Source organism: Hydrogenophaga sp. L310, from assembly GCF_055703065.1.
The window spans coordinates 67304-73396 of sequence record NZ_JBVPZA010000016.1 but is presented as its reverse complement, the minus strand read 5'-3'; the positions used below and the strand labels follow the sequence as shown (position 1 = coordinate 73396).

6 protein-coding genes and 1 pseudogene are annotated in these 6093 nt (G+C 65.8%); 3 read left to right on the top strand and 4 right to left on the bottom strand.

All coding sequences use genetic code 11. The features are described from left to right. Window positions 1-32: 32 nt before the first annotated feature. Complete coding sequence (locus AC0GNO_RS20595; protein ID WP_472905210.1) at window positions 33-1355, bottom strand: ISL3 family transposase; 1323 nt, start codon at window positions 1353-1355, stop codon at window positions 33-35. A gap of 113 nt (window positions 1356-1468) precedes the next feature. Between AC0GNO_RS20595 and AC0GNO_RS20590 the strand changes: the two genes are divergently transcribed. From AC0GNO_RS20590 to AC0GNO_RS20580, 3 genes are all read left to right on the top strand, one after another. Further along, window positions 1469-2251: a YDG domain-containing protein gene (locus AC0GNO_RS20590; RefSeq protein ID WP_472905315.1), complete on the top strand. Its 783-nt coding sequence runs from the start codon at window positions 1469-1471 to the stop codon at window positions 2249-2251. A gap of 273 nt (window positions 2252-2524) precedes the next feature. After that, a complete protein-coding gene (locus AC0GNO_RS20585; RefSeq protein ID WP_472905314.1) occupies window positions 2525-3067 on the top strand; it encodes a hypothetical protein in 543 nt (180 codons plus the stop codon). Window positions 3068-3249: 182 nt separating this feature from the next. Next, window positions 3250-4344, top strand: coding sequence for a PA0069 family radical SAM protein (locus AC0GNO_RS20580; RefSeq protein ID WP_472905313.1), 1095 nt, complete (start codon window positions 3250-3252; stop codon window positions 4342-4344). Here AC0GNO_RS20580 and AC0GNO_RS20575 read toward each other — a convergent pair. From AC0GNO_RS20575 to AC0GNO_RS20565, 3 genes and pseudogenes are all read right to left on the bottom strand, one after another. Continuing rightward, window positions 4341-4526 carry an oxidoreductase-like domain-containing protein gene (locus AC0GNO_RS20575; protein ID WP_472905317.1) on the bottom strand — a complete coding sequence of 62 codons (186 nt, stop codon included), beginning with the start codon at window positions 4524-4526 and terminating at the stop codon, window positions 4341-4343. The genes AC0GNO_RS20580 and AC0GNO_RS20575 overlap by 4 nt on opposite strands. Before the next feature lie 51 nt (window positions 4527-4577). Then, window positions 4578-4826, bottom strand: a pseudogene (locus tag AC0GNO_RS20570) (DUF1653 domain-containing protein); the annotation flags it as partial. A 137-nt stretch (window positions 4827-4963) separates the two neighbouring features. Further along, window positions 4964-6046 (bottom strand): TRAP transporter substrate-binding protein, encoded by a 1083-nt coding sequence (locus tag AC0GNO_RS20565; protein WP_472888429.1) that lies wholly within the window; start codon window positions 6044-6046, stop codon window positions 4964-4966. Between the last annotated feature and the right edge of the window lie 47 nt (window positions 6047-6093).

Below are 6093 nucleotides of genomic sequence, written 5' to 3'. Positions count from 1 at the left end.
GGCTCAATGCCGTTTTGCATGGAACTTGACCTTCAACTCCGATGCGTGGTGAGGCCTGCGAAGCGCGGCGCTGCGTGCTCGAACGGGTTGGCTGGAAGGTGCTTGAGCTTGGACAGGCGCAGGTACGCAATGGCGATGAAGTTCCTGCTCGTTCTGAATCCGCGTGCGGCCCGCTTGGCGTTTTGCATTAGCCCATTCATGGCCTCCACAAACGCGTTGCTGCGTCCTTGCTGCATGCCCGCGATGACGCCTTCAAAGTGCGTCTTGAGCGTGCGTGCGAGCCGCTTGAAGGGCTCCAGGCGCGAGCGCATGGCCCAGGCGATCCAGCGCCCAAGTCCCGTGCGCGCCACCTCCTCGCTCTGACTGTGCGCCGCTGTCTCATACACCTCCCGCAGCGCCCCCTTCATGCGCCAGGCCCGTGCGCTTTGCAAGTTCGTGCGCTGCAGGGCGTACATCGCCTGTATGTGCCGCTGATTCCAGCTCGCATGGTGCGTGCGCATGGCCCAGCTCAGACTGCGCCTGCTGGCGCGGTCCAGCTCGCCCAGCGCTTGCGCCACGGCGTTGGGTCGGCTTTTGAATTCGGCCGCGCGCACCTCATCCATGGCCTTGCCCGCCAGTGCCGCCACATGAAAGCGGTCATAACAGATGGCCGCCTGCGGCAGTTGCTGCTGTGCCCCCTTCAGGTAGGCCGCACTCATGTCCATGCTCACATGGCTGATCGCCTGGGCGCTGCCGCCATGCTCGGACAGGTCTTTGGTGAAGGCATTGACCGTCTGGTGATCGCGTCCCTCGGTGACAAAGAGCAGGCGCTTTTGCTGCAGATCGTGCACGGCCGTGACGTATTCGTGGCCCTTGCGCAGACTGGTCTCGTCAATGCCGATGTGGCGCACGCCGCTCATGTCGTCCTTCTGACGCGCAAGCTTGACGTAGTGGTCAATGCGCCGCCACAAGGCTTTGGCGTCGGCGCGCAGGTGACGGGCCGCGTGGGCCACGGGCAGTTCTTTGCACAGGCTCAGCGCCAGCGCTTCAAACAGCAGCGTGAAGCCGCTGCCCTCGCGCGCCCAGGGCACCGGCACCTGGCTGGTCTTGCCGCAGGCGGTGCAGGCTACGCGGGGTATGGCCGCGTGCAGCCAGGCCTCGAACTGGAAGAAATCCAGATGGCGCCACGATCGCTCAATGCTCTCGTGGATGCCTTGATCGGGTGCGCCGCAGTGTGGGCAGGTCAGACGCCGCTCGGTGCAGACCACTTCAAAGTCAATGCGTTTCTTGGCGGTGCTCAACTCGGCGCGCTCGACACGCCAGGGGGCTTGCAACCCAAGGGCTGCGGTGAACAGGGCTTCGGTGCTCAGGCTCATGGTCGGTTACGAAGTTGTCAGGGTGGCGGCAACCAGAGTATCCAGCAACCTCACTCACTCACCACGCATCGGAGTTGAAGGTCAAGTTCCATGCAAAACGGCATTGAGCCGGTTTGGCTGGCACTTACATAACCACCACAGGGCCGGATCCGGTTACACCGACCAATATCTTTTACAACCCGACCTCGTACGCAACGATAGATCAGACAGATTTTTCGCTTTTCTTCACCGGAAACGGCAGCCCATTGAATCAATTCATGCTGGTATTCCCCGATGGAGGCAACAAGACTTTCGACGGCACGACCGCGGCATTCCTCTCCGGTTTGAAGGGTTCCCCTGACGGCGTCACGCTGGTCGCAGGCCTCGACAGCACGGCCAGTTTCGATACCCCGGACGTGGGAACGAACAAGACCGTCACCTTCACCGGCTACAGCCTGGGCGGTGCAAATGCCGGTCAATACGCCCTTGCCACTTCTTGCTGTGGTCCCGTTGTTTCAACAACAACCGCCAACATCACGGCGGCGACTGTGATTCCTCCGGACACGCCTCCCGTGACTCCACCCGTGGTGAGGCCTCCCGTGAGGCCACCCGTGGTGACGCCTCCGGTCGTGGTGGCTCCGGTGGTACCTCCGGTGGTGGCATCACCGACAGCGCCGACCCAGGACCTCGGGCCGTTTCCTCCCGTGTGGACGCCGTCCACACCACCCGCCGTCGACCGTCCCGAATACGTTCTCACGGTGCTGTCGCCAGCGCCCTTGCCGCCTTCGATGCTGGTCGTGGTCGCACCACCTCCTCCCCCACCCCCACCGGTCTCCGTGCCTGTTGTGGTGCCTGTCGAAACGCCGCCCGAGGTGTACCAGCCGCCCGTGCGCAAGCCCCGGCCGGAACGCAACTGAAATGGCGGTTGTGAGAAAACCTGTGACAGAACGGCGCTCATGATCCGCGAAATTTTCCTGGGCTTGCTGGCCGCTGGACTGATCAGCACCCAGGCGCACGCATCGCACGATGCTGCGCACGGGCCTGGCACCGGGTCGGGGTCGGCATTGTCGGGGCGGTCCGCTGAAGGCCATGCTGTCCCGGCGGTCACGCCAACGCCAACCGCAGCGGTGGGGAAGAGCCCACGACGCGCCCACTTTGCGCAGGCCAAAGCCTCCACGGAAGCCCGGCACGTGGCCCACTGGGTGGTGGATTCGGGCGACAACCGCAACAAGCCATTTGTCATCGTGGACAAGCGGGAGGCCAAGGTCTTCGTGTTCGATGCCCAGGGGAAGCTGAGTGGCGCGTCTTCCGTGCTGCTCGGACTGGCCATCGGCGATCACTCGGTTCCCGGCATTGGAACCAAAAAGATGTCCACCATTCGCCCGGAGGAACGCACCACGCCGGCAGGCCGTTTTGTGGCGAACCTGGACAAAAACATGAAGGGCGATGAAATGCTCTGGGTGGACTACGACACGGCCATCTCCATGCACCGTGTGGCCACAGGCAATGCCAGGGAACGCCGCGTCGAAAGGCTGGCCAGTTCGTCACCGGCCGAGCGCCGGATTTCCTATGGTTGCATCAACCTTCCCGTCAAGTTCTACGACAAGGTGCTGAGTCCGGCCTTTACCGGAACGGACGGCATTGTGTATGTGCTGCCCGAAACCCGCTCGGCCCGTGAAGTGTTCGGGTCCTACGACGTCGAGGAAGCGGCCAGCCTGCAGGCCGAACGTTAGGCCCCGCCGGCACCGGTGGACTGCCGCGCGGCCGGGAGCCTGCAGAGTGGCCCGACCCCGCGCCCGCTGCGGGCTCCACGCGCTCCCGCCTGGCATGCGGTGGGTCGGGTGGGGTGGTCTTTTCAGGGCGTTGACGCTAAAGTCTGGATATCCATCCAGTGGTTTTCTTCCAGCGTCCCGCCATGCCCGACATCCTCATTCCCCTGCACGCCATCAAGGGCCGCGGCATCGCCCACCGCCAGCCGCACCGCTTCGAGCGCGATCTGCGGGCGGCGTTCGACGATGGCTGGGGCACGCTGGACGATGCGGCCGTCGCGGGCGAAGAAGCCGCCGCGCCGGCCACGCAGGTCACGTTCGAAGACGCCCGCAGCGCCATCACCCGAAACGACTCGCCCGACATCGGCTTCACCCTCGGCCTCAACCCCTACCGCGGCTGCGAGCATGGCTGCGTCTACTGCTACGCCCGGCCCACCCACAGCTACCTGAACCTCTCGCCGGGGCTGGATTTCGAGACCAGGATCATCGCCAAGCGCAACATCGCCGCCGTGCTGCGCGACGAACTGCTGCGACAGGCCTATGCGCCCGACCTGCTGGCCATCGGCACCGTGACCGACGCCTACCAGCCCGTCGAACGCGAGCTGCGGCTGACGCGCGAGGTGCTCGAAGTGCTGCACACCGCGCGCCACCCGCTGGCGATGGTGACCAAGGGCAGCGGCGTGGAGCGCGACATCGACCTGCTCGCGCCCATGGGGCAGCAGCGCCTGGCCGCGGTGTACGTGACCATCACCACGCTGGATGCGCAGCTCGCGCGCATCCTGGAGCCGCGCGCGGCCGCGCCGCACCGGCGCCTGCGCACCCTGCGCACGCTGGCCGAGGCGGGTGTGCCCACGGGCGTGAGCGTGTCGCCGCAGATCCCGTTCATCAACGACGACATGGAACGTGTGCTCGAAGCCGCTTACGAAGCGGGTGCGCGGCGTGCGTTCTACCAGGTGCTGCGTCTGCCCTGGGAGCTGAGCGAGATGTTCCGCCAGTGGCTGGCGCAACACTATCCGGACCGCGCCGCGCGCGTGATGGCGCGCATGCAGGACCTGCGCGGCGGCAAGGACTACGACGCCGACTTCGCCACCCGCATGAAGGGCCAGGGCCTCTGGGCCGACCTGCTGCGCCAGCGCTTCGTCAAGACCTGCGACCGGCTCGGCTTCAACCGCGACCGCGAGCCGCTGGACACGAGCCTCTTCCGGCCCGCGGCCCTCCGCGGGCAGGGCGATCTGTTTTAGGCGGCTGCGGCCAGCAGCGCCAGCGTGTCCACCCGCCAGTGGTGCAGCGCTTCGTAGAACCCCTCCCACACGCAGCCGTTGCAGCCGCGCCCGCAGCAGGTCGTGGGCTCGGGAGGTGGCGGGCGCAAGGCGGTGTCGAGGTCGATGCCGCGGCGCTGCGCCAGGCCGCGCAGGTGGGCCATCAGCGCGTGCGCCGTGGGCAGGTCGCCCAGCGGCAAGGCGGCCGGTTCGTGGCGCACGAAGCGGGGCTGCTCCTGGCCGTCGAACACGCCCGATTGATTGAACATCGCCGCCGGTCGCACCCACAGCCCTCCCTTCGCCAGACCTTCGCCGTAGAGGGCGCGGTACAGCGTCATGCCCTGCAGCGTTTCGCTGCAGCGCACGGTCTCGAGAACGTCGTACCAGCCGCCCTTGTAGTGGCGGTACAGGCCGGGCGGTGTGGCGTTCAGCGGGGGCAGGTCGTGGTCGGTGGGGGCGGTCATGGGCGCGGCGCAAACGGGGGCAGGGCCCCGAGTGTGCCAAACCCGGGCGTGGCAGCAGACCACACCGAAGCCCCAAGAAAAAAGCGCCCTCGAAGGGCGCTTTTTTCATGGGCTGAAGCCGGCTACCGGCCAGGGCATCAGATCTTGGCGCCGCCGATGTAGCTGTCGTAGCGCCACTCGGAGAACTTGCTCCACAGCACCTGGTCGCGCTGGAAGGCGCGCATGTCCTGGTGGATCTTCTTGAACTCGGGCGACTTGGCCTCGTGTTCGGCGAACACTTCCATGGCCGCCTTGAAACCGGCGTCCATCACCGCCTTGCTGAAGGGCTTGAGCTGGGTGCCGCTGGCCACCAGGCGCTTGAGCGCAGCCGGGTTCTGGGCGTCGTACTTGGCCGTCATGTCACGCGCCGCCACGGCACCGGCCGCGCGCACGATGGCCTTGTTCTCGGCCGAGAGCGCGTCGAAGGCTTTCTTGTTGATGAAGAACTCCAGCTCCGCGCCACCTTCCCACCAGCCGGGGTAGTAGTAGAACGGGGCCACCTTGTTGAAACCCAGCTTCTCGTCGTCGAACGGGCCGACAAACTCGGTGGCGTCCAGGGTGCCTTTTTCCAGCGCCTGGTACACCTCGCCCGCGGGCATGTTCTGCGCGACCACGCCCAGCTTGTTCATGGTCTCGCCGAACAGACCGCCACCCAGGCGCATCTTCAGGCCCTTGAGGTCGGCCACGGTCTTGATTTCCTTGCGGTACCAGCCGCCCATCTGGGTGCCGGTGTTGCCCGCGCTCATCGAGGTGATGTTGTACTTGGCGTAGAACTCGTCCATGTACTTGCGGCCGTTGCCGTGTTCCATCCAGGCGTCCATGTGGCGCGCGGTCAGGCCAAAGGGAACGGCGCAGCCGAAGGCGAAGATCGGGTCCTTGCCGGTGAAGTAGTACGACGCGGTCTGCGCCATTTCCACGGTGCTGTTCTGCAGCGCATCGACCACACCGAAAGGGGGCATCAGGTCACCGGCTGCGTGCACGGACACCTCGAACTTGCCGCCCGACAGGGCCTTGACGGTTTCCGAAAACTTCTCGGCCGAGCCAAAGATGGTGGGCAGCGACTTGGGAAAGCTCGATGCCAGGCGCCAGCGCACGGCGGCCTGGGCATGCACGGCGGGGGCGATGCCTGCGGACAACACGCCGGCAATACCAGCGTTCTTGATGAGGGAACGACGATCCATGAAAGTACTCCTGAGGAAGAAAGTGCCGGTGCCCCGTGGCGGCAGGC